The 22,093-nt window shown below is 73.1% G+C and carries 18 protein-coding genes; 10 read left to right on the top strand and 8 right to left on the bottom strand.

The window, feature by feature from the left end; all coding sequences use genetic code 11:
- Positions 1-3 precede the first annotated feature (3 nt).
- Positions 4-1,008 carry a 2,3,4,5-tetrahydropyridine-2,6-dicarboxylate N-succinyltransferase gene (gene dapD / locus ACIG5E_RS26510; protein WP_396537359.1) on the bottom strand — a complete coding sequence of 335 codons (1,005 nt, stop codon included), beginning with the start codon at positions 1,006-1,008 and terminating at the stop codon, positions 4-6.
- A gap of 141 nt (positions 1,009-1,149) precedes the next feature.
- Here dapD and ACIG5E_RS26505 point away from each other — a divergent pair, with 141 nt between their 5' ends.
- The 3 genes from ACIG5E_RS26505 to argF all read left to right on the top strand — a co-directional run bounded on the left by ACIG5E_RS26505 (position 1,150) and on the right by argF (position 6,632).
- A complete protein-coding gene (locus ACIG5E_RS26505) occupies positions 1,150-2,754 on the top strand; it encodes a 3' terminal RNA ribose 2'-O-methyltransferase Hen1 (protein ID WP_396537357.1) in 1,605 nt (534 codons plus the stop codon).
- A complete protein-coding gene (locus ACIG5E_RS26500; protein WP_396537355.1) occupies positions 2,751-5,483 on the top strand; it encodes a polynucleotide kinase-phosphatase in 2,733 nt (910 codons plus the stop codon). The genes ACIG5E_RS26505 and ACIG5E_RS26500 overlap by 4 nt, the downstream gene beginning before the upstream one ends.
- A gap of 147 nt (positions 5,484-5,630) precedes the next feature.
- Complete coding sequence (argF, locus tag ACIG5E_RS26495) at positions 5,631-6,632, top strand: ornithine carbamoyltransferase (protein ID WP_396537353.1); 1,002 nt, start codon at positions 5,631-5,633, stop codon at positions 6,630-6,632.
- An 18-nt stretch (positions 6,633-6,650) separates the two neighbouring features.
- Here argF and ACIG5E_RS26490 read toward each other — a convergent pair whose 3' ends face one another.
- The 5 genes from ACIG5E_RS26490 to ACIG5E_RS26470 all read right to left on the bottom strand — a co-directional run bounded on the left by ACIG5E_RS26490 (position 6,651) and on the right by ACIG5E_RS26470 (position 9,767).
- Positions 6,651-7,184, bottom strand: a complete 534-nt coding sequence (locus tag ACIG5E_RS26490) for a superoxide dismutase family protein (RefSeq protein WP_396537351.1) — start codon at positions 7,182-7,184, stop codon at positions 6,651-6,653.
- An 84-nt stretch (positions 7,185-7,268) separates the two neighbouring features.
- Positions 7,269-7,673 carry a type II toxin-antitoxin system VapC family toxin gene (locus ACIG5E_RS26485; protein WP_396537349.1) on the bottom strand — a complete coding sequence of 135 codons (405 nt, stop codon included), beginning with the start codon at positions 7,671-7,673 and terminating at the stop codon, positions 7,269-7,271.
- A 51-nt stretch (positions 7,674-7,724) separates the two neighbouring features.
- Positions 7,725-8,747 (bottom strand): hypothetical protein, encoded by a 1,023-nt coding sequence (locus tag ACIG5E_RS26480; RefSeq protein ID WP_396537347.1) that lies wholly within the window; start codon positions 8,745-8,747, stop codon positions 7,725-7,727.
- 31 nt (positions 8,748-8,778) lie between these two features.
- The gene (locus ACIG5E_RS26475; RefSeq protein WP_396537345.1) at positions 8,779-9,303 is read right to left on the bottom strand and encodes a SigE family RNA polymerase sigma factor; all 525 of its coding nucleotides are present in this window, start codon (positions 9,301-9,303) and stop codon (positions 8,779-8,781) included.
- A gap of 116 nt (positions 9,304-9,419) precedes the next feature.
- Entirely contained in the window at positions 9,420-9,767 is a 348-nt protein-coding gene (locus ACIG5E_RS26470) for a hypothetical protein (RefSeq protein WP_396537343.1), read from the bottom strand.
- Between the two features lie 30 nt (positions 9,768-9,797).
- Between ACIG5E_RS26470 and ACIG5E_RS26465 the strand changes: the two genes are divergently transcribed.
- The 3 genes from ACIG5E_RS26465 to acnA all read left to right on the top strand — a co-directional run bounded on the left by ACIG5E_RS26465 (position 9,798) and on the right by acnA (position 13,869).
- Positions 9,798-10,844 carry a hypothetical protein gene (locus ACIG5E_RS26465; protein ID WP_396537341.1) on the top strand — a complete coding sequence of 349 codons (1,047 nt, stop codon included), beginning with the start codon at positions 9,798-9,800 and terminating at the stop codon, positions 10,842-10,844.
- Positions 10,841-10,999 carry a hypothetical protein gene (locus tag ACIG5E_RS26460; protein WP_396537339.1) on the top strand — a complete coding sequence of 53 codons (159 nt, stop codon included), beginning with the start codon at positions 10,841-10,843 and terminating at the stop codon, positions 10,997-10,999. Before ACIG5E_RS26465 ends, ACIG5E_RS26460 begins: the two co-directional genes overlap by 4 nt.
- Before the next feature lie 224 nt (positions 11,000-11,223).
- Entirely contained in the window at positions 11,224-13,869 is a 2,646-nt protein-coding gene (gene acnA / locus ACIG5E_RS26455) for an aconitate hydratase AcnA (RefSeq protein ID WP_396537337.1), read from the top strand.
- A 146-nt stretch (positions 13,870-14,015) separates the two neighbouring features.
- Here acnA and pepN read toward each other — a convergent pair whose 3' ends face one another.
- Positions 14,016-16,607 (bottom strand): aminopeptidase N, encoded by a 2,592-nt coding sequence (gene pepN / locus ACIG5E_RS26450; protein ID WP_396537335.1) that lies wholly within the window; start codon positions 16,605-16,607, stop codon positions 14,016-14,018.
- Positions 16,608-16,850: 243 nt separating this feature from the next.
- Between pepN and ACIG5E_RS26445 the strand changes: the two genes are divergently transcribed.
- Positions 16,851-17,483 (top strand): DsbA family protein, encoded by a 633-nt coding sequence (locus tag ACIG5E_RS26445; RefSeq protein ID WP_030283737.1) that lies wholly within the window; start codon positions 16,851-16,853, stop codon positions 17,481-17,483.
- Between the two features lie 68 nt (positions 17,484-17,551).
- Here ACIG5E_RS26445 and ACIG5E_RS26440 read toward each other — a convergent pair whose 3' ends face one another.
- Positions 17,552-18,964 (bottom strand): amino acid permease, encoded by a 1,413-nt coding sequence (locus ACIG5E_RS26440; RefSeq protein WP_396537333.1) that lies wholly within the window; start codon positions 18,962-18,964, stop codon positions 17,552-17,554.
- A gap of 267 nt (positions 18,965-19,231) precedes the next feature.
- Here ACIG5E_RS26440 and ACIG5E_RS26435 point away from each other — a divergent pair, with 267 nt between their 5' ends.
- The 3 genes from ACIG5E_RS26435 (at position 19,232) to ACIG5E_RS26425 (ending at position 21,897) form a co-directional block, all read left to right on the top strand.
- A complete protein-coding gene (locus ACIG5E_RS26435; RefSeq protein ID WP_396537331.1) occupies positions 19,232-19,831 on the top strand; it encodes a biotin transporter BioY in 600 nt (199 codons plus the stop codon).
- Between the two features lie 54 nt (positions 19,832-19,885).
- Complete coding sequence (locus ACIG5E_RS26430; protein ID WP_396537329.1) at positions 19,886-20,371, top strand: ribose-5-phosphate isomerase; 486 nt, start codon at positions 19,886-19,888, stop codon at positions 20,369-20,371.
- A 386-nt stretch (positions 20,372-20,757) separates the two neighbouring features.
- Positions 20,758-21,897 (top strand): PP2C family protein-serine/threonine phosphatase, encoded by a 1,140-nt coding sequence (locus ACIG5E_RS26425; protein WP_396537400.1) that lies wholly within the window; start codon positions 20,758-20,760, stop codon positions 21,895-21,897.
- The last annotated feature ends 196 nt before the right edge of the window (positions 21,898-22,093 follow it).

Raw genomic sequence — 22,093 nt, 5'->3', positions numbered from 1 at the left:
AGGTCAGTTGTGGGCGTGCAGGTCCGCGTTCAGTCCGCCCCAGGAGCCGGAGCGGGCGATGACCTCGACCGCGCCGGTCTGCGAGTTGCGGCGGAACAGCAGGTTGTCCTGGCCGGACAGCTCGACGGCCTTGGCGACCGTGCCGTCCGGGGTGGTGACCCGGGTGCCGGCGGTGACGTACAGGCCGGCCTCGACCACGCAGTCGCTGCCCAGCGAGATGCCGATGCCCGCGTTGGCGCCGAGCAGGCAGCGCTCGCCGACCGAGACGACCTGCTTGCCGCCGCCGGACAGGGTGCCCATGATCGAGGCGCCGCCGCCGATGTCGCTGTGGTCGCCGACCACGACGCCCGCGCTGATCCGGCCCTCGACCATCGAGGTGCCGAGGGTGCCGGCGTTGAAGTTGACGAAGCCCTCGTGCATCACGGTGGTGCCGACCGCCAGGTGGGCGCCGAGCCGGACGCGGTCGGCGTGGGCGATGCGCACGCCGGTCGGGGCGACGTAGTCGGTCATCCGCGGGAACTTGTCGATCCCGTACACGGCCAGCTGGCCGCCCTGGGTGCGGACGGCGAGGCGGGCCTGCTCGACCTTGTCCACCGGGACGGGGCCGATGCTGGTCCACGCGACGTTGGCGAGCAGGCCGAAGATGCCGTCCAGGTTCTGGCCGTGCGGCTGGACCAGGCGGTGGCTGAGCAGGTGCAGGCGCAGGTACACGTCGTGGGTGTCCAGCGGCTTCTCGTCCAGCGAGGCGATGGTGGTGCGCACGGCGACCACCTCGACGCCGCGGCGGGCGTCGGCGCGCAGGGCGTCGGCGGCGCCGGCGCCGAGCTCGGCCTCGGCCTGCTCGGCGGTCAGGCGCACGGTGCCGGCCGGGCCGGGCTCGGCGGCCAGCGCGGGGGCGGGGTACCAGGTGTCGAGGACGGTGCCGTCGGCGGCGATGGTGGCCAGACCGGTGGCCACGGCGCCGGTCGCCGGGGAGGTGGATTCGAGCGAGGTGGATTCAGCAGTCACACCGTGCACGTTAACCAATGCCGGGCCCCGCTGCCGAACACGCCCAGCGTCCGGACACGCCGGTCGGACCCGCAGGCCAGTGGGGTGCCGGGCCGGAAAACCCGATGCTCGGAGGCCGTCCGCTGGGCAATACTCGGCCGGGTGTTCATGTCGATTTCCACTACCGGCAGCGCCGAGAGCCCGGCTACGGATCTCGGGTTCCTGCTGCACAAGCATCCCGGCAAGGTCCAGCGGTTCACGACGTCGCACGGCGAGGCCCACGTCTTCTACCCCGAGGCGGGGGACGAGGTCTGCACGGCGGCGCTGCTGCTGGACATCGACCCGATCGCCCTGGTCCGCAAGGGCCGGGGCAACGGCAAGGGCCGGGGCGGCTCGCCCGACTTCGCCCTCTCCCAGTACGTCAACGACCGCCCGTACGCCGCGTCCTCGCTGCTCGCGGTGGCGCTGCGGACGGTGTTCCGCTCCGCGATGAAGGGCGACTGCCAGCTCCGCCCGGAGCTGCCGGGGCGGGTCCGCCCGCTGCGGATCGAGCTGCCCGCGGTGCCCGCGAACGGCGCGGGCGAGGGCGGCGGCCCGGCGATGGTGGCCCGGCTGTTCGAGCCGCTGGGCTGGCGGGTCGAGGCGTCGGCGATCCCGCTGGACGGGGACTTCCCGGAGTGGGGCGAGTCCCGCTACGTGCGGTTCGCGCTGGCCTCGGACGCGGTCCGGCTCGCCGACGCGCTCCAGCAGCTGTACGTGCTGCTGCCGGTGCTGGACGGCGCCAAGCACTACTGGGTCGCCCCGGACGAGGTGGACAAGCTGCTCGCCGCCGGTGAGGGCTGGCTGGCCGCCCACCCCGAGCGTGCCCTGATCGCCCGGCGCTACCTGTCCCGGCGCTGGTCGCTGACCCGGGCCGCGATGGAGCGCCTGGAGCTGGCCCGGCTGGCCGAGGCGGACGACCGCGAGGTCGAGGAGATCGACAACGCGGTCGACGACCGGCCGGACGACGAGGACACCGGGACCACCCTCAGCACCGGCACCACCGACAGCAGCGGGACCACCGGGACCAGTGAGAGCACCGAGAGCACCGAGAGCACCGCACCCCGGCAGCCCTCCCTCGCCGAGCAGCGCCGCACCGCGATCCTCGCCGCCCTGCGCGACAGCGGCGCGGCCCGGGTCGCCGACCTCGGCTGCGGCCAGGGCGAGCTGATCGGCGAGCTGATGAAGGACGCCCGGTTCACCGAGATCCTCGGCGTGGATGTGTCCGCGCGGGCGCTGCAGGCGGCGAACCGCAAGCTGCGCCTGGCGCGCCTGCCCGAGCGGCAGGCGGCGCGGGTGACGCTGGCGCAGGGCGCGCTGACGTACACCGACGCCCGGCTGAAGGGCTACGACGCGGCCGTGCTGTGCGAGGTGATCGAGCACCTGGACCTGCCGCGGCTGCCTGCCCTGGAGTACGCGGTGTTCGGCGCCGCCCGCCCGAGGGCCGTCGTCGTCACCACGCCCAACGTGGAGTACAACGTCCGCTGGGAGAGCCTCCCGGCGGGCCGTGTCCGGCACGCCGACCACCGCTTCGAGTGGTCCCGCGAAGAGTTCGAGGCCTGGGCCGGGAAGGTCGCGGCGGCGTACGGCTACACGGTGGAGCTGCGCCCGGTCGGCCCCGAGGACCCGGAGGTCGGCCCGCCGACCCAGCTGGCCCTGTTCCGCGCCGAGAGCGCCGCGACGGAAACTGACCCCACCACGACGCCCGAAGGAGGCGAGACCCGATGACCGACGACGCGACCGAGACCGACGCGACCGAGAACAGCGCGACCGAGAACAGCGCGACCGAGACCGACGCGACCGAGACCGACGCGACCGAGACCGACGCAATCGACGACCAGACGCCGGAGAGCACCACCACCCCTCGCCGCCTCCCCGTCACCGACGTCTCCCTCGTCGTCCTGGTCGGCACCAGCGGTGCGGGCAAGTCCACCTTCGCCCGCCGCCACTTCCTGCCCACCCAGGTGATCTCCTCCGACTTCTGCCGCGGCCTGGTCGCCGACGACGAGAACGACCAGTCCGCCTCCGCCGAGGCCTTCGACCTCCTGCACTACATCGTCGGCAAGCGCCTCGCCGCCGGCCGCCTGACCGTCGTGGACGCCACCAACGTCCAGCCGGAGGCCCGCCGCCAGCTGGTGGCGCTCGCCCGCGAGCACGACGTGCTGCCGATCGCGATCGTGCTGGACGTCCCGCCCGGTGTGTGCGCCGAGCGCAACCGTTCCCGCCCGGACCGCCAGCTGCCCGCGCACGTGGTGCCGCGTCAGCACCGCGAACTGCGCAGGTCGCTCAGGGGCCTTGAGCGCGAGGGCTTCCGCAAGGTGCACATCCTGCGCGGGGAGGCGGAGGTCGCGGCCGCCGAGATCGAGCTGGAGAAGCGCTACAACGACCTGCGCCACCTCACCGGTCCGTTCGACATCGTCGGCGACATCCACGGCTGCCGGGCCGAGCTGGAGACCCTGCTGGTCCGCCTCGGCTACACCCTCACCCGGGACGCCGAGGGCCGTCCGGTGGACGCGGCCCACCCGGCGGGCCGCACCGCCGTGTTCGTCGGTGACCTGGTCGACCGCGGCCCGGACACCCCGGGCGTACTGCGCCTGGTGATGGGCATGGTGGCGGCCGGCCACGCGCTCTGCGTGCCCGGCAACCACGAGAACAAGCTCGGCCGCGCGATGGACGGCAAGAAGGTCACCGTCTCGCACGGACTTCAGGAGTCGTTGGACCAACTGGCCGGGGAGTCCGAGGAGTTCAGGGCCGAGGTGCGCACCTTCATGCGCGGTCTGGTGAGCCACTACCTGCTGGACGGCGGTGCCCTGGTGGTCTGCCACGCCGGTCTGCCGGAGAAGTACCACGGCCGCGCCTCCGGCCGGGTGCGCTCGCACGCGCTGTACGGGGAGACCACCGGCGAGACCGACGAGTACGGCCTGCCGGTGCGCTACCCGTGGGCGGAGGAGTACCGGGGCCGCGCGCTGGTGGTCTACGGCCACACCCCGGTGCCGAGCGCGACCTTCCTCAACAACACCATCTGCCTGGACACCGGCTGCGTCTTCGGCGGCAGCCTGACCGCGCTGCGCTACCCGGAGCGCGAGCTGGTGGGCGTCGAGGCCGAGCAGGAGTGGTACGCCCCGGTGCGCCCGCTGCTCACCGACGCGCCGGGTGCCCGCGAGGGCCGTCCGCTGGACCTCGCCGACGTGGCCGGGCGCCGGATCGTGGAGACCGGCCTGCACGGGCGGGTGGCCGTCCGGGAGGAGAACGCGACGGCCGCGCTGGAGGTGATGAGCCGCTTCGCGCTGGACCCGCGGCTGCTCGCCTACCTGCCGCCGACCATGGCGCCGAGCCCGACCTCCCGCCGCGAGGGCTACCTGGAGCACCCGGAGGAGGCCTTCTTCGCCTACCGCGAGGACGGCGTCCGGCACCTGGTCTGCGAGGAGAAGCACATGGGCTCGCGCGCGGTGCTGCTGGTCGCCCGGGACGGCACCGCGCTGGAGCGGCGCTTCGGGGTGGCCGGCCCGGGCGCGATCTGGACCCGGACCGGCCGGGCCTTCCTGGACGACGAGGAGCTGACCGCCGCCGTGCTGGGCCGGGTCCGCTCGGCGGCCGAACGGGCCGGGCTGTTCGAGGAGTTGGGCACCGACTGGCTGCTGCTGGACGCCGAGCTGATGCCCTGGTCGCTGAAGGCGGTGGAGCTGTTGCGCCGCCAGTACGCCGCGGTCGGCGCGGCGGCCGGCGCCGCGCTGCCCGAGGTGCTGTCGGCCCTGGAGCAGGCGGCCGCGCGTGGGCTGGAGCTGGGGGAGCTGACCTCCCGCCAGCGCCGCCGCGCCGCCGACGCCCGGGCCTTCACCGAGGCGTACCGGCGCTACTGCTGGCCGACCGAGGGCCTGTCGGGCATCCGGCTCGCGCCGTTCCAGCTGCTGGCCGCCGAGGGGGCGAACCTGGCGGCGCGTCCGCACGACGAGCACCTGGCCTGGATCGACCGCCTGGTGGAGGCCGACGAGCGGGCCGCCGCCGAACGGGGCGCCGCCGGTGACGAGGAGGAGCCCGTGCTGCACCGCACCGGCCGGATGCTGGTGGACACCGAGGACGAGGCCTCGATGGCCGCCGCCACCGCCTGGTGGGAGGACCTGACGGCGGCGGGCGGCGAGGGCATGGTGGTCAAGCCGCTGGCCTCGGTGGTGCGGACGGCGCGCGGCGAGGGCCGCCCGGGCGGTCTGGTGCAGCCGGGGGTGAAGGTGCGCGGCCGGGAGTACCTGCGGATCATCTACGGCCCGGACTACACCGAGCACCTGGACCGGCTGCGGATGCGCTCGCTGGGCCACAAGCGCTCGCTGGCGCTGCGCGAGTACGCGCTGGGTCTGGAGGCGCTGGACCGGCTGGCGGCCGGGGAGCCGCTGTGGCGGGTGCACGAGCCGGTGTTCGCGGTGCTGGCACTGGAGTCCGAGCCGGTGGACCCGCGCCTCTAGCGGTAGGCGCCCGCGCCTCTGGCGGTAGGGCGACGGAGGGGAGTCCCGCCCGGGGCTCCCCTCCTTCATTGCCCTTCCGTATAGAAATTCCAACCGTCGTATACACTTGCCGCCTTCCCCGTAGTTCCGTCACCCCAGGAGCCCGGTATGGCCTTCAACCTCCGGAACAGGCACTTCCTCAAGGAGCTCGACTTCACGCCCCAGGAGTTCCGCTTCCTGGTGGACCTCGCGGCCGGGCTCAAGGCGGCCAAGTATGCGGGCACCGAGCAGCCCCGGCTGCGCGGGAAGAACATCGCGCTGATCTTCGAGAAGACCTCCACCCGCACCCGCTGCGCCTTCGAGGTCGCCGCGCACGACCAGGGCGCCACCACCACCTACCTGGACCCGTCCGGCTCGCAGATCGGCCACAAGGAGTCCGTCAAGGACACCGCCCGGGTGCTCGGCCGGATGTTCGACGGCATCGAGTACCGCGGCCACGGCCAGGAGATCGTCGAGGAGCTGGCCCGGCACGCCGGCGTCCCGGTCTGGAACGGCCTGACCGACGAGTGGCACCCCACCCAGATGCTGGCCGACGTGCTCACCGTCACCGAGCACACCACCAAGCCGCTCACCGAGGTCGCCCTCGCCTACCTCGGCGACGCCCGCTCCAACATGGGCAACTCGCTGCTGGTCACCGGCGCCCTGCTCGGCATGGACGTCCGGATCGTCGCCCCGCGCGCCCTCTGGCCGGCCGAGGAGGTGCGGAAGGCGGCGCAGGCGCTGGCCGAGCAGACCGGCGCGATGGTCACCCTGACCGAGGACGTCGCCGAGGGCGTGGCCGGCGCCGACTTCCTCTACACCGACGTCTGGGTCTCGATGGGCGAGCCCAAGGAGGTCTGGGCCGAGCGGATCGAGCTGCTCAAGCCGTACCAGGTGTCCATGGACACCGTCCGGGCCACCGGCAACCCGAACGTGAAGTTCCTGCACTGCCTGCCCGCCTTCCACGACCTCGGCACCGTGATCGGGCGGCAGATGTACGAGGCGACCGGCATGACCGAGCTGGAGTGCACCGACGAGCTGTTCGAGTCGGCGCACTCCATCGTCTTCGACCAGGCCGAGAACCGCCTGCACACCATCAAGGCGGTCCTGGTCGCCACCCTGGGCTCCTGAAGAGCCCGGGCGGGCAGGTCAGCGCGCCAGCCTGACGCACGCCACCCGGTCGCCCGCCGCGTGCGGACCGGCCGGGGTGCCCGCGTGCAGCACCAGCGAGCGGGCCTCGCCCGGCCGCGGCTGCCAGTCCACCGCGGCCGTCGCGCTGCCCCCGCCCTGCCCGTCGGTGCGCAGCACCAGCCGCAGTTCGTTGCGGTCGTTGGCGTACGCCGGGTCGGTGGACGGCTGCACCGGGTCGACCACGTCCTGGTAGTGCGGCCCGGAGGAGGCCGGGTCGGCCCCGCAGTCGCCGGTGTGCAGGTGCACCGGGAACTCGTGGTCGGGGGCGAGTCCGGCCACCGTCAGGGTGAGCACCGTCCGCCCGGGCGCCGAGCGGTCGGTGACGATCCGGGCGTGCGAGCCGTACGGCACCAGGTCCTCGGCGTAGCTGATCGCGGTCGGCCGGACGAAGGCGGTCGCCGGGTCGAAGGCCGTCTCCATCACGGAGATCGGCGAGGCGGCGGGGGCGATCAGGGCCAGCGGCAGCAGGGCGGCGGCGAGCGGAGCGGGCATCGGGTCGGGCCTTCCACGGGCAGGGCGACGGTCACCCTGCTAACGGTGCCGGGCCCCCGGGGACACTCCGAGGACACGCACCGGCTAGGCCTCGCGGGTGATTCCCCGGATCTCGCAGCGCGGCCCGCTGGCCCGCATCAGCCGCAGGTCGGCGGTGACCAGCGGCGCGCCGTACCGCTCGGCGACGGCGACGTACGCGGCGTCGTCCGGGGTGAGGTTGTCCTTGAGTTCCCAGATCCGGCCGAGCAGCGGCGCCACCTCGACCTTGCGGACGGTCACCGCGGCCAGTTCGCCGGCGAGTTCGGCGACCCGCTCGGCGGTCAGCTCCTTGGCGAGGTAGAGGCCGCGCAGGGACTGCATCACCTCGATCACGATGTGCTCGGGTGCCCACCAGTCGCCGTCGGCGGCGAGTTCGGCCCGGGCGCGGTCCCCGCGCGGCCCCTGGTCGGCGAGCGCCAGCACCAACGCGGACGCGTCCACCACGATCATCGTCGGCCCCCTCTGCCCGTCAGCACAGCGGCCACCGTACCCGGCCGGGCCTCACCCGGTGGAGCCGGGCTTGGTCGTCGCGGCGCCGGTCGGCTGGTTGTGCTCCGGGCTGCCGTCGTGGAACGGCCGGATCGCCTGGCCCGCCTGCTGCGCCTGCGCCGGGGTGATCCACTCCTGCAGGTCGGCGGACATCGCGGCGGCCTTCAGCTGGTCGAGGCTGAGTGGCAGCCCGTCCCGGACGACCTGGACCTTGGCCTGTCCGGCGACCTCCGCCGTGTTGATGGTGTTGACCGTCACCCTGGCCTGGTCCGGCCGCAGCAGGTCGACCTCGCGTTCGAGGGCGTCGCGGGTGGTCCATTCGGTGAGCACCAGCCGGGTGCCGTCCGGGAGCACGCTGTCGGAGCAGGAGCGGAACTGGCCGCGGGCGTTCTTCTTCGCGCAGCTGAACAGGTCGTCGGCGCTGGGGTGGGAGTCGGGCTTGAGGTTGGCGCCGAAGCCGCCCTGGAACCAGAGCCGGACGTTGGCCGGGCCGGAGCCGTCGTCGTAGAGCAGGTCGGCAACGGTCATCACGTGTCCGGGGTCACTGCTGCCGGTCCTGGTCAGCTGGGAGTAGCCGGAGTAGTTGGAGGTCCGCCCGTCCGAAGGCAGGGCCTTGGCCAGCGCGGCCAGTGCGGCGTGGCCGGTCATGGCGACCTTCCCGGCGTTGGGGCCGGTGCCCTGCCGGGGCTGCTCCGGGCTGTCGTCGGTGGGCTCCACCGGCCGCGGGTACCGCCGGCCGGAAACCGGTGTGGTCGAGGAGGCGGCCGGGGAACCGGTGGCCGAGGCGGCGGCCGCGGCCGTGGCCTGACCGCCGCTCCCCGTTCCGTCGCCGGTCCGCAGCGCGACCGCGCCGCCGACGGCGAGCGCGGCCACCGCCGTCACGGCGCCGGCCACGGTCAGTCGGCGGCGGCGCCGGATCGAGCGGCCCTGGCGGGCGCTCGCGGCGACCAGCGGGCCGAGGTCGGCGCCGATGCCGTCCATCGTGCGCTCGAAGGCGGCGGACAGCTTCCGGCCGTCCGCGTCGGGCTCGTTCATGGTCGTTCCTTCCGAAGCAGCTGGTGTGGGCTCAGGAGCGGGTGAGGTGTTCGGCCGCCTCGGGGCCGAGGACGGCGCGCAGCCGGTTGAGGGCGCGCAGCGACTGGGCGCGCACCGCGCCCGCGCTGACGCCGAGTTCGGCGGCGGTCTCCTCGACGCTGCGGTCCTCCCAGTACCGCAGGACGAGCACCGCCCGGTCCCGGGGCTGGAGTTCGGCGAGGGCGGCGAGCAGGGTGACCCGCAGCGCCGGGTCGTCGCCGGGGGCGACGCCCTCGGGGAGTTCGCCGAGGGAGGGCCGTTCGCCGCTGCGGCGCAGCCGCCGGTGGGAGAGGTAGCTGCGCACCAGCGTGCCGCGCGCGTAGGCGTCCTGGTTGTCGGCCCGGCGAACCTTGGGCCAGGCGGCGAAGAGCTTGGCGAGGGTGACCTGGGTGAGGTCCTCGGCGAGGTGCCAGTCGCCGCAGAGCAGCAGCGCGGTGCGGAAGAGCCGCTGTCCACGGCTGTACGCGAAGTGCTCGAACTCCGCGCTCTCCTCGGCCCGTCGCGTCTTCCCGATCACGCTGTTCCCCTCGTGCCCCGTGTGCGGCGTTCCCGCCCTGTGCGGGCGTTCCCGCCCCTGTGCCCGACTGGACGCGCGAGCCGGCCGCCCGCGTTACGGGCGGACCGGATCCGGTTTCAGCCGCCGAGCAGCAGCCCGGCCAGCAGCGAGGTGGCGTTGGCGGTGCCGGAGGCGATCCAGGGCAGCGGGTCGCGCGGGCGCAGCCCGGTGACGGGGCACAGCAGCAGCGCCTCGACCGCGCAGACCGCTGCCTCGCTGAGCGCGAAGCCGGTCCAGTACGCTGCGGCGGGCCCGTCGGTCCAGTGCCGGAGGGTCCACCAGAGCAGTGGGTGGGTCACCAGGTTGACGAGTACGCCGGCCGCGGCCGCCCGCCGGGGGCGCACCCGCCCGATCCGGGCGAGGGCGGCGGTGTAGACGGGTGTCTCGGTCAGCAGGGTGAGGGCGAGGGCCACCGGGTAGCGCACGGCGGGGATCGTGCCACGAGGAGGGGGAGCATGGCGACCACGGGGATCCGGGCGGGTACCGGGGCGGGCCCGGGAACCTGGCCCGCGCCCGGTCCGACGGCCCGGCTGGGCGGGGCGCCGTTCGCGGGCTTCGCGCTCTCGGCGGCCCTGGCGCTGGTGCTGGCCCTGCGGGCGCCGACCGGTCTGGCGGTGCTGGGCCTGGCGGTGTTCGGCCTGCTGCACAACGTGCTGGAGCTGCGCTACGTGGCGGGCCGCTTCGCCGCGGTGCTGGCCGGTCCGCTGCTGCGGCTGCTGCTGGCGCTGGTGACCGGGATCGTGCTGTGCCGGCTGCTGCCGCCGTCCCGGCTGTCCCAGTCGGCTGAGATCCTGCTCGCCTACGGTCTGCTGGCGGCGGCCTGCCGGTACGGGCTGCGCGGCCGGCCGTGGCTGCTGGCGGCGGCCGGGGTGGGGCTGGTGGGCGCGGGTTCGGCCTCGCTGGCCTTCCCGGCGTACCACTTCGTGGTGCTGGCGCACCTGCACAACGTGGTGCCGCTGCTGTTCCTGGCGGAGTGGTCGCGCAGGCTGGCGCGGGGGCGCGCGGCGTTCCTGGTGCTGCAGTCCGTCTGGGTGCTGCTCGTTCCGGCGCTGTTGCTGAGCGGGTGGCTGGACGGCTTGCTGTCCCAGCGCCCGGGCGGCTGGACGGACCGGCTGGCGGCGGTCTACACCCCGCCGGGCTGGCTGACGCCGCAGGTGGGCCTGCGCTTCCTGGCGGTGTTCGCCTTCCTGCAGACGATGCACTACGTGGTGTGGGTGTGGTTCCTGCCGAGGTACGCGCCGGAGGCGGCGGAGCGCTTCGAGGCCCGGGTGCCGGGCCTGCGGGGCCGGCGGGCGTGGGCGCTGGGGGCGGGGGCGGGTGCGCTGCTGGCCCTGTTGTTCGCCGTGGATTACGCCCAGGGCCGCTCGGTGTACGCGGCGCTGGCCAGTTACCACGCGTATCTGGAGTTCCCGGTGCTGCTGATGCTGGTCCTCGGCCTTGGCGAGGGCCCGCGCTCTGGAGCCGACCGGGTGCGGACGGGACGAAAGGAGGTGAAGGTATGAGGACGACGACCCTGCTGGCCGACGTCGCCCCCGAGCCGAGCGGCGGCTCCGGTGGTGAGCTCGTGGTGGTGTTGTTGCTGGCTGCCGCGATCGTGGCGGGGGCGGTCTGGCTGATCCGGCTGGAGCGCAAGCGCCGCGGTCCGGACGGCCGCTGACCTGCACTGAAACGCACCGGGGCATGCCTGCGGTGGTGATGGCGGCGGCATGCACTATGGTTTATCTCGACATCGAGATAACTGCCCCTTACGATATATCTCGACATCAAGATACTTGCCGAGAGGCGCTCACCGGCGATGCGGGCAAGGCAAGCCTAAGTAAGGCTGACCTTACCACCGCGTGGCGGCCGGATATCGCACGAAGCACCCAGAAGGAGTCAGTCGTGTCCGCGAACAGCTTCGACGCCCGCAGCTCGCTGCAGGTGGGCGACGAGTCGTACGAGATCTTCAAGCTCTCCGCCGTCGAGGGTTCCGAGCGGCTGCCCTACAGCCTCAAGGTGCTGCTGGAGAACCTGCTCCGCACGGAGGACGGCGCGAACATCACCGCCGACCACATCCGCGCCCTCGGCAACTGGGACGAGAAGGCCCAGCCGAGCCAGGAGATCCAGTTCACGCCCGCCCGCGTGATCATGCAGGACTTCACCGGCGTGCCGTGCGTGGTCGACCTCGCCACCATGCGCGAGGCCGTCAAGGAGCTGGGCGGCGACCCGGCCAAGATCAACCCGCTGGCCCCGGCCGAGCTGGTCATCGACCACTCGGTCATCGCCGACAAGTTCGGCACCAAGGACGCGTTCACCCAGAACGTCGAGATCGAGTACGGCCGCAACAAGGAGCGCTACCAGTTCCTGCGCTGGGGCCAGACCGCCTTCGACGAGTTCAAGGTCGTCCCGCCGGGCACCGGCATCGTCCACCAGGTGAACATCGAGCACCTGGCCCGCACCGTCATGGTCCGCGGCGGCCAGGCGTACCCGGACACCTGCGTCGGCACCGACTCGCACACCACCATGGTCAACGGCCTGGGCGTGCTGGGCTGGGGCGTCGGCGGCATCGAGGCCGAGGCCGCCATGCTGGGCCAGCCGGTCTCCATGCTGATCCCGCGCGTGGTCGGCTTCAAGCTGACCGGCGAGCTGCCGGCCGGCACCACCGCCACCGACCTGGTGCTCACCATCACCGAGATGCTGCGCAAGCACGGTGTGGTCGGCAAGTTCGTCGAGTTCTACGGCGACGGCATCGGCGCCATCCCGCTGGCCAACCGCGCCACCATCGGCAACATGTCGCCGGAGTTCGGTTCGACCTGCGCGATCTTCCCGATCGACGCCGAGACCATCAACTACCTCAAGCTCACCGGCCGCGACGAGCAGCAGCTCGCCCTGGTCGAGGCGTACGCCAAGGAGCAGGGCCTCTGGCACGACCCGTCGGTCGAGCCGGTCTACTCCGAGTACCTGGAGCTGGACGTCTCCACCGTCGTCCCGTCGATCTCCGGCCCGAAGCGCCCGCAGGACCGCGTGATCCTGGCCGAGGCCGCCGAGCGGTTCGCCGAGGCGCTGCCGACCTACTCCGCCGAGGCCTCGAAGCCGACCACCGTCACCGCCCCCGACGGCTCGACCTACGAGATCGACAACGGCGCGGTCGTGATCGCCTCGATCACCTCCTGCACCAACACCTCCAACCCCTCCGTCATGCTGGGCGCCGCCCTGCTGGCGAAGAAGGCCGTGGAGAAGGGCCTGCACGTCAAGCCCTGGGTCAAGACCACCCTGGCGCCCGGCTCCAAGGTCGTCATGGACTACTACGAGAAGGCCGGCCTGCTCCCGTACATGGAGAAGCTGGGCTTCAACCTGGTCGGCTACGGCTGCGTCACCTGCATCGGCAACTCGGGCCCGCTGCCCGAGGAGGTCTCGGCCGCCGTCAACGAGTCCGACCTCGCGGTCGTCTCGGTGCTCTCCGGCAACCGCAACTTCGAGGGCCGGATCAACCCGGACGTCAAGATGAACTACCTGGCCTCCCCGCCGCTGGTGGTCGCCTACGCCCTCGCCGGCAACATGAACATCGACATCACCAAGGACGCCCTGGGCCAGGACGCCGACGGCAACGACGTCTTCCTCGCCGACATCTGGCCGTCCGAGCAGGAGGTCGCCGACACCGTCGCCGGCTCCATCGACGAGGCGATGTTCGACAAGGGCTACCAGGACGTCTTCGCCGGCGACCACCGCTGGCAGTCGCTCCCGGTCCCGACCGGCAACACCTTCGAGTGGGACGCCGAGTCCACCTACGTCCGCAAGCCCCCGTACTTCGAGGGCATGGCCAAGACCCCGAGCCCGGTGACCGACATCGCCGGCGCCCGCGTCCTGGCCAAGCTGGGCGACTCGGTCACCACCGACCACATCTCCCCGGCCGGCAACATCAAGCCGGGCACCCCGGCGGCGCAGTACCTGACCGCCAACGGCGTCGAGAAGCGTGACTTCAACTCCTACGGCTCGCGCCGTGGCAACCACGAGGTCATGATCCGCGGCACCTTCGCCAACATCCGCCTGCGCAACCAGATCGCGCCGGGCACCGAGGGCGGCTACACCCGCGACTTCACCCAGGCCGACGCCCCGGTGTCGTTCATCTACGACGCCTCGCAGAACTACCAGGCCGCCGGCGTCCCGCTGGTCGTCCTGGCGGGCAAGGAGTACGGCTCCGGCTCGTCCCGCGACTGGGCCGCCAAGGGCACCGCGCTGCTGGGCGTCAAGGCCGTCATCGCCGAGTCCTACGAGCGCATCCACCGCTCGAACCTGATCGGCATGGGCGTCCTGCCGCTGCAGTTCCCGGAGGGCCAGAACGCCGACTCCCTCGGCCTGACCGGCGAGGAGACCTTCTCCATCACCGGCGTGACCGAGCTCAACGAGGGCCGCACCCCGAAGACCGTCAAGGTCAAGGCCGGTGACAAGGAGTTCGACGCGGTCGTCCGCATCGACACCCCCGGTGAGGCGGACTACTACCGCAACGGCGGCATCCTGCAGTACGTGCTGCGCTCGCTGATCGGCTGAGTCCCGCACCAGCGCCTGAAGGGGCCGGACCGCACGCGCGGTCCGGCCCCTTTGCACGCCGCCTTCCGCAACGCCGTCCGCCCCGAGGACGGTCAACACCGAAGGGGCCCGCCGACATCGAGTCGGCGGGCCCCTTCCTCAGCCGGTCAGGCCCGGTCGCAGGCCTGCGCCCGCAGGGCGCGGGCCAGGTCGTCCCGGCGCTCCAGCACCAGTCGGCGCAGCGCCGGCGCGGCCTGCGGGTGGCCGTCCAGCCAGGCGTCCGCCTCGGCCAGGGTCTGCTCGTCGGTCTGGGCGATCGGGAAGAAGCCGCCGACGATCCGCATCGCGATCTCGATGGTCCGCTCGGCCCAGACCCGCTCCAGCAGCTTGAAGTACGGCGCCGCGTAGAGGGCGGTCAGGTCGCGCTGGGCGGGGATCGCGAAGCCCGCGCTGTTGGCCTCGACCAGGGCGCTCGGCAGCTCGTCGGAGTCGATCACGGCCGACCAGGCGGCGGCCTTGGCCTCCGGGGTGGGCCGGGCGGCCAGGCACTGGGTGTACTGGCGCTTGCCGCCCGCGGTGTTGTCGGCGGCCAGCTCGCCGGCCAGTTCCTCGTCGGCGGCCTGTCCGGCGGCGGCCAGCGCCAGCCACAGCGACCAGCGCAGCTCCTGGTCGACCTCCAGGCCGTCGATCCGGGCGCTGCCGGCCAGCAGGCCGCGGACCAGGCCGAGGTGCTCGGCGCCGCCCGCGGTCTGGGCCAGGAAGCGGGCCCAGGCGAGCTGGTGGTCGCTGCCGGGGACGGCCGCGCGCAGCTCGTGCAGGGCGCCGTCGGCGAGCTTCCGGGCGCCCTCGGCGCGCCACTCGGGGGCGGCGTACAGGTCGACGGCGGTCTTGGACTGGGCGTGCAGCGACTGCAGCACACCGATGTTGCCCTCCTGGCCGGCGAAGCGCAGCACCAGGGCGACGTAGTCGCGGGCCGGCATCAGGCCGTCCCGGGTGAGGTTCCAGACGGCGGACCAGGCGAGCGCCCGGGCCAGCTCGTCGCGGATGTCGCCGAGGCCGGTGCGCAGGGTCTCCAGCGAGTCGGCGTCGAAGCGGATCTTGCAGTAGGTCAGGTCCTCGTCGTTGAGCAGGACCAGGTCCGGGCGCCGGCGGCCGACGGCTTCGGCGACGACGGTGCGGGCGCCGGTGACGTCCAGCTCGATCCGGTCGGTGCACAGCAGGGCGCCGTCGGCGTCCCGGTCGTACAGGCCGATCGCGATCCGGTGCGGGCGCAGGCCACGCGACGGAGTCGCGGAATCGTCCGCAGCGGCGTCCTGGAGGACGGCCAGCTCGGTGATCCGGCCCTCGGCGTCGGTGGTGACCTGCGGGGTGAGCGCGTTGACCCCGGCGGTCTGCAGCCAGGCGGCGGCCCAGCTCTTCAGGTCGCGCCCGCTGGTCTCCTCCAGCACGCCCAGCAGGTCGCCCAGTTCGGTGTTGCCGAAGGCGTGCCGCTTGAAGTAGCGGCGGGCGCCCTCGAAGAAGGCCTCCGAACCGACGTACGCGACCAGCTGCTTGAGGACGGAGGCGCCCTTGGCGTAGGTGATCCCGTCGAAGTTGAGCTTGGCGTCCTCGAGGTCGCGGATGTCGGCGGTGATCGGGTGGGTGGTGGGGAACTGGTCCTGCCGGTAGGCCCAGGCCTTGCGCTGGTTGGCGAAGGTGACCCAGGCGGAGGAGTACCGGGTGCGGGCGCCGATCAGGGCGTAGGAGCCCATGAAGTCGGCGAAGGACTCCTTCAGCCACAGGTCGTCCCACCAGCGCGGGGTGACCAGGTCGCCGAACCACATGTGCGCCATCTCGTGCAGCACGACGTTGGCGCGGGACTCGTAGGCGGCGTCGGTGACCTTCGAGCGGAAGACGAACTCCTCCTTGAAGGTCACGCAGCCGGGGTTCTCCATCGCGCCGATGTTGTACTCGGGGACGAACGCCTGGTCGTACTTGCCGAAGGGGTACGGGTAGTCGAAGGTCTCGTGGAAGAAGTCGAGTCCGAGCTTGGTGACGCCGAGGATCTCCTCCGCGTCGAAGTGCGGGGCCAGCGACTTGCGGCAGAGCGCGGCGAGCGGGATCTCCAGGGCGGTGCCGTCGGTGAGTTCGCGGCTGTAGTGGTCGTTCACGACGTGGTACGGGCCGGCTACCACGGCGGTGAGGTAGGTGGAGATCGGCTTGGTCGGCGCGAACTCCCAGGTGCGGGCGTCGCCTTCGGCGGTGACCGTCTCGTGCACGGCGTTGGAGCGCACGTCCCAGGCCGCGGGGGCGGTCACCGTGAAGGTGAACGGGGCCTTCAGGTCGGGCTGTTCGAAGTTCGCGAACACCCGGCGGGCGTCGGCCGGCTCGTAGTGGGTGTACAGGTAGGTCTCGCCGTCCGCCGGGTCGACGAAGCGGTGCAGGCCCTCGCCGGTGCGGCTGTAGGCGCAGTCGGCCTCGACGGTGAGGACGTTCTCGGCGGCCAGGCCGTCGACGTGCACCCGGGCGCCGTCGTAGGCGGTGGCCGGGTCGAGGGCGCGGCCGTTGAGGGTGACCGAGCGGACGGCGGGGGCGAGCAGGTCGAGGAAGGTGTCGGCGCCGGGCCGGGAGCAGCGGAAGGTGATCGTGGTGGTGGAGCGGAAGGTGGCGGCGGCCGGGTCGGGGGCCGAGGTCACGTCCAGCCGGACCAGGTAGCCGTCGACGGCCAGGACGCCGGCTCGCTGCTGTGCTTCCTCGCGGCTCAGGTTCTTGCCCGGCACGGCGGTACTCCTTTGTCCGGCTCGCACGGTGGTGCGTGTGTGGGTGGTGCGCGTGTGTGGGTGGTGCGGTCCGCGCGCGGTGTGCATCGCGCACGCAGGGGCATCCTTTCACGCCCGCCCCGGCCGGTACCATTGCACAGGCCGTCGCGTCCGGGCCGGAATCAGCGGCGGCGCGCGGGTGTTGGGGGTCGGGTGGGGCCATTGCCCCGACGCCTCGGAACACCTCACGAAGGACGAGACCCAGTGACGACTGCCGCTGAGCGCAAGACCGCCGACTTCTGGTTCGACCCGGCCTGCCCGTGGGCGTGGATGACGTCCCGCTGGCTGATCGAGGTCCAGCAGCTGCGCCCGGTCGACGTGAACTGGCACGTGATGAGCCTGTCGGTGCTCAACGAGCACCGTGACCTGCCGCAGAACTACCGCGAGCTGCTGGACAACGCCTGGGGCGCGGTGCGGGTGTGCATCGCGGCCGCCCAGCAGCACGGCGAGGAGGTGCTGGGCCGGCTCTACACCGAGCTGGGCCTGCGCTTCCACAACCAGGGCCTGCCGCAGAACCGGGAGACCGTCGAGGCCGCCCTGGTGGCCGCCGGCCTGCCCGTCGAGCTGGCGGACGCGGCGGACACCGACGCGTACGACGAGGCCCTGCGCGCCTCCCACAAGGAGGGCATCACCCTGGTCGGCGAGGACGTCGGCACCCCGGTGATCGCGGTCGAGGGCGCGGACGGCGAGCGGGTCGCCTTCTTCGGCCCGGTGGTCACCCCGGCCCCCAAGGGCGAGGCCGCGGCCCGGCTGTGGGACGGCACCCTGCTGGTGGCCTCCACCCCGGGCTTCTACGAGATCAAGCGCACCCGCACGGCGGGCCCGTCCTTCGAGTAGGACCGGCGGGAACGCGGAAGGGGCCCGGTACCAGCTCGGTACCGGGCCCCTTCCGGGTGCGTACGGGCTCAGCCCGCGGCCGCGTCCCGGCGCTGCTTGAGCAGGCCGGCCGTGATGAGCACCGCGACCAGCACACCGGCCGCGTACAGCTGCTGGCGGTTGCCCTCGGTGGTGGTCATCAGGGCGAGGATGCCGGCCACCGCGGCCATGGCGATCCAGGTCAGGTACGGGTAGCCCCACATCTTCACGGTGAGCAGCTCGGGCGCCTCGCGCTCCAGCCGGCGGCGCATCCGCAGCTGGACGATGCAGATGAACAGCCAGACCACCAGGATCGCGACGCCGGTGGTGTTCATCAGCCAGGTGAACACGGTGGCCGGCCAGAACTTGGCGGCCAGCACGGCGCCGAAGCCGAACAGGCAGGAGACCAGCACGGCCCGGCGCGGCACCCCGCCGCTGACCTTGGCCAGCGCCTTGGGGCCCTGGCCGCGGCCGACCAGCGAGTACGCCATCCGGGAGGCGCCGTAGATGTTGGCGTTCATCGCGGACAGCAGCGCGATCAGCACCACCACCTCCATGATCGTCCCGGCCCCGGGGACCCCGAGGTGGCGCAGCACCGTGACGTACGGGCCGTCGGCGACGACCGCCGGGTCCTTCCAGGAGACCAGGGTGACCACCAGGGCCATCGAGCCGATGTAGAAGATCGCGATCCGCCACACCGCCGTGCGCACCGCGTTGGCGACGTTCCTCTTGGGATCGTCGGACTCGGCCGCGGCGATGGTCACCGTCTCCAGGCCGCCGTACGCGAAGACCGAGGCGAGCAGGCCGACGATCAGTCCGCTGACGCCGTTGGGCAGGAAGCCGCCGTGGCCGGTGAGGTTGGTGCTGCCGGGGGCGCCGGGGCCGATCACGCCGGCGATGCCGAGCCCGCCGAGGACCAGGAAGGTGATGATCGCGGCGACCTTGACGGCGGCGAACCAGAACTCGAACTCGCCGAAGTTCTTCACCGCGGTCAGGTTGCTGGCGCAGAAGAAGACCATGAACAGGCCGACCCAGACCCAGGAGGAGACCCCGGGTATCCAGCCGTTGACGATCTTCCCGGCGGCGGTGGCCTCGGCGGCGACGCCGCAGCAGAGCATCACCCAGTACATCCAGCCGGCCGTGATCCCGGCCCAGGGGCCGATCTCCTTCTCGGCGTGCACCGAGAAGGAGCCGGAGGCCGGGCGGGCGGCGGACATCTCGCCGAGCATCCGCATGATCAGCATGACCAGCAGACCGGAGAGGGTGAAGGCGAGGATGATCGCCGGACCGGCGGCGGCGATGCCGGCGCCGGAGCCCACGAACAGGCCCGCCCCGATGACGCCGCCGAGGGCGATCATCGACAGGTGGCGCTGCTTGAGCCCGTGGCTGAGCTGCTGGCCGCCGGACGCCTGCGGGGTGCTGTCGGTGGTCCCGGGCGCCGGGGGCGCGGGGGTGGGGGCCATAGGGCTGGATCCAGACTGTGCGGAATGCGGCATGAGTTGTCCAATATCCGGGGGGCCCACTGTTCATGCCAAGGTTGTCCGCCCCGGGCCCACCATGCGGACCGGCCGGTGACAGTACGTGGCGGTAGATTGACGGATCGTCGTTTCGGGCCGGTTCCGACAACTCCCGGGGGCGGTGCTTTGTCCGAAACCGTGGCGGCGACGCAGTGGATCACCGCGTAGGTTCACAGGTGTTCACTCACCTGGACCCTCACGGAGGAACCCCCGATGGCCACTGCCACCGCCCCGATAGCGCGCCGCGCCGTCCTCGCCGACCTGCTGCCCACCGCCTCCACCCGCCTCGGCGCCCAGGCCCGCGACCTGGCCCTGGTGGTCGGCGGCGCCGCGCTGACCGGCGTGGCCGCCCAGCTGTCGGTGAACGTCCCCGGCTCGCCGGTGCCGGTCACCGGCCAGACCTTCGCCGCCCTGCTGGTCGGCACCGCGCTCGGCGCCCGCCGCGGCGTCGCCTCGCTGGCGCTCTACCTGCTGGCCGGCATGGCGGGCCTGCCCTGGTTCGCCGAGGGCACCTCCGGCTGGGCCATGCCCTCCCTCGGCTACGTGCTCGGCTTCGTCCTCGCCGCCGCCCTGACCGGCGCGCTGGCCCGCCGCGGCGCCGACCGCACCCCGGTGAACACCGCCGTCACCATGGCCCTCGGCAGCCTCGCCATCTACGCGGTCGGCGTCCCGTACCTGGCCCTCACCCTGCACGTGTCCCTGGCCCGCGCCGCCGAGCTGGGCCTCTACCCGTACCTGGTCGGCGACGCGCTCAAGGCCGCCTTCGCCGCCGGCGCCCTGCCGCTCGCCTGGAAGCTGCTCGGCCGGCGCTGACGCCGACGCCCCCCGTTGTCGGGCCCGGGCGCGCCCGCATGCCACACTCATGGCATGCGCGTGTACCTGGGCTCCGACCATGCCGGATACGAACTGAAGAACCACCTGGTGGAGTGGCTGAAGGGGGCCGGCCACCAGCCGGTCGACTGCGGGCCGCACATCTACGACGCCGAGGACGACTACCCGCCGTTCTGCCTGCGTGCCGCCGAGCGCACCGCCGCCGACGAGGACGCCCTGGGCATCGTGATCGGCGGCTCGGGCAACGGCGAGGCGATCGCCGCCAACAAGGTCAAGGGCGTCCGTGCGGCGCTGGCCTGGAGCGTGCAGACCGCCGAGCTCGGCCGTCAGCACAACAACGCCAACGTGATCTCCATCGGCGGGCGGATGCACACCGAGGACGAGGCCACCAAGTTCGTTGAGGTCTTCCTCAACACCCCCTACAGCGGCGAGGCCCGGCACACCCGCCGGATCGAGATGCTGAGCGAGTACGAGACCACCGGCGAGCTCCCGCCGATCCCGGCCCACCACCCCCAGGGCTGACCCGCCACCCACCCGTCACCGACGGCCGGCCGCACCCCCCCGTGCGGCCGGCCGCCGTCGTTCGCGGCCCGCGCGCCACCTGTGGGATCGGCCACAGGCCCCGGCGCACCCGCACTCCCGCACGCGGGGCGTACACGCCGCCCGCAGGCTCCCCTACGCCCAACCGGCGCACGCCTCCTGACGGCGCGCCCGCCACCGCCCCGATCGGCCGAAACCCGCCGAGCGGCCCGCGCGCCCGCGCCGCCGCCCGCCCCCGGCCCGTCGACGCCGGGCCGCACCCGTGGATAGGGTCGGGCCCCATGGCTGGCAGACCGCCGGGCGCACCGCCCCAGACGACTGCGACGAGGCCCGGCGCCGCTCCGACGCCCGAGCCCGTGACGGCCCGGCTGCGCAAGAGGCTCCGCCGGGCCCGCCGAAGGCTGCGCACGGCCGGGGTCGACTACTTCCGCGGCGGCGCCGCCGACTGGCCGGTGCTCTGCGCGCTGGCCCTGCTCGTCCCGCTGATGATCCTGCTCAACGTCGGGATCCCCGACTGGGCCCCGCCCACCGCCCTGGTCCTGCCGATCCTGGCCGGCGCGCTGCTGCTGCGCCCCGGCAGCCTGGTGGTGCTCTACGCGCTGGCCGCCCTCGGGCTGTCCGCCGAGTCCGTGATCCACACCGGCCAGCGGGTCGCCAGCGAGAACCCCGAGGCCTACGTCTACGGCGTGACCCCCGGCGCGGCCCTGGTGGTCGGCGCCGCCGGGGTGGGCGGCCTGCTGCTGGCCCAGTTCCGGGCCCGGGTCGGCGTCCCCTGGTGGGGCGGCTCCACCATGCTGTTCGACCTGCGCGAGCGGCTGCGGGTGCAGAGCCGGGTGCCCGAGCTGCCGGCCGGCTGGCACGCGGACATGGCACTGCGCCCGGCCGGCGGCCAGTCCTTCTCCGGCGACTTCGTGGTGGCCGCCCGCACCGGCCCCGGCCAGCGGCTGCTGGAGGTGGTCCTCGCGGACGTCTCCGGCAAGGGCATGGACGCGGGCTCGCGGGCGCTGCTGCTGTCCGGCGCCTTCGGCGGCCTGGTCGGCTCGCTGCCCGCGCACGACTTCCTGCCCGCCGCCAACGGCTACCTGCTGCGCCAGTCCTGGGAGGAGGGCTTCGCCACCGCCGTCCACCTGGTGCTGGACCTGGACACCGGCGAGTACGAACTGCTCTCGGCCGGGCACCTGCCCGGCATGCAGCGCCTGGCCGGCGCCGGGCGCTGGGAGGTCAAGGAGGCCGAGGGCCCGCTGCTCGGCATCTACGACGGCGCCAAGTTCGAGGGCGTGCGCGGCCGGCTGAACCGGGGCGACGTGCTGATGCTGTGCACCGACGGCATGGTGGAGGCACCCGGCCGGGACCTCGCCGAGGGCATGGACCGGCTGATGGGGGAGGCCGACCGGCTGGTCCCCGGCGGGGCCCCGGGCAGCGGCGCGGGCGCGGCGGCCGCGCTGATCGAGACGGTGGCCCGGGACATCAACGACGACCGCGCCGTCCTGCTGCTCTGGCGCGACTGATACTCGCCCGGGGCGGGAGGCACATGCCGCCGGCAGCTGCTGTCAAGCCTGGCAGCTGATCTTCGGCCATATCGGACGCCCCGTCGGCTGACCGGATCAGTGGCTTCCGGTCCCTGCTCCCGGGCGTTTCCCGGCCGCTCAGCACCGCCCCGCCGACGATTCGTCAGAACGGCTCCGCTATCGTCCCGGTCGGCGG

The sequence above is a fragment of the Kitasatospora sp. NPDC053057 genome (genome assembly GCF_044546945.1).
In the GTDB taxonomy this organism is placed as follows: domain Bacteria; phylum Actinomycetota; class Actinomycetes; order Streptomycetales; family Streptomycetaceae; genus Kitasatospora.
This window is presented reverse-complemented; position numbering and strand designations above follow the sequence as displayed.